Below are 277 nucleotides of genomic sequence, written 5' to 3' on the forward strand. Positions count from 1 at the left end.
ACCCTCCCAAGAAGCCGTGGCCGTTACCCGTTCCCCCGCTCCCCCTGCCCCAAGTTCCGCAGCTCCTGCGCCGGTGCCTTCCGCTCCCCCTACGGTGCCTTGTCCCTTGCCGGTGTACCATCTGGAGGAGTTGGGGAAGCAGTTGGCTGGCACGTCCCGCCTGAGCCCGGCCGCGGTGAAGCAGTGGGTGAAGCAGTACCCCCGCTTGCCCCGCTGGTTTGCCGAATACGGCGAAGGCCAAGACCTGCGCGTGGTGGACACGCTCAACTGCCCCGGG

The 277-nt window shown here is 68.2% G+C and carries 1 protein-coding gene; it reads left to right on the top strand.

All coding sequences use genetic code 11. The annotated features are described in order from the left end of the window. Window positions 1-73: 73 nt before the first annotated feature. Window positions 74-277: hypothetical protein (locus tag HW556_RS18505; protein ID WP_176901586.1), on the top strand; the 204-nt coding region annotated here is incomplete at its 3' end.

This window comes from Hymenobacter terrestris (assembly GCF_013377905.1).
Lineage (GTDB): Bacteria > Bacteroidota > Bacteroidia > Cytophagales > Hymenobacteraceae > Hymenobacter > Hymenobacter terrestris.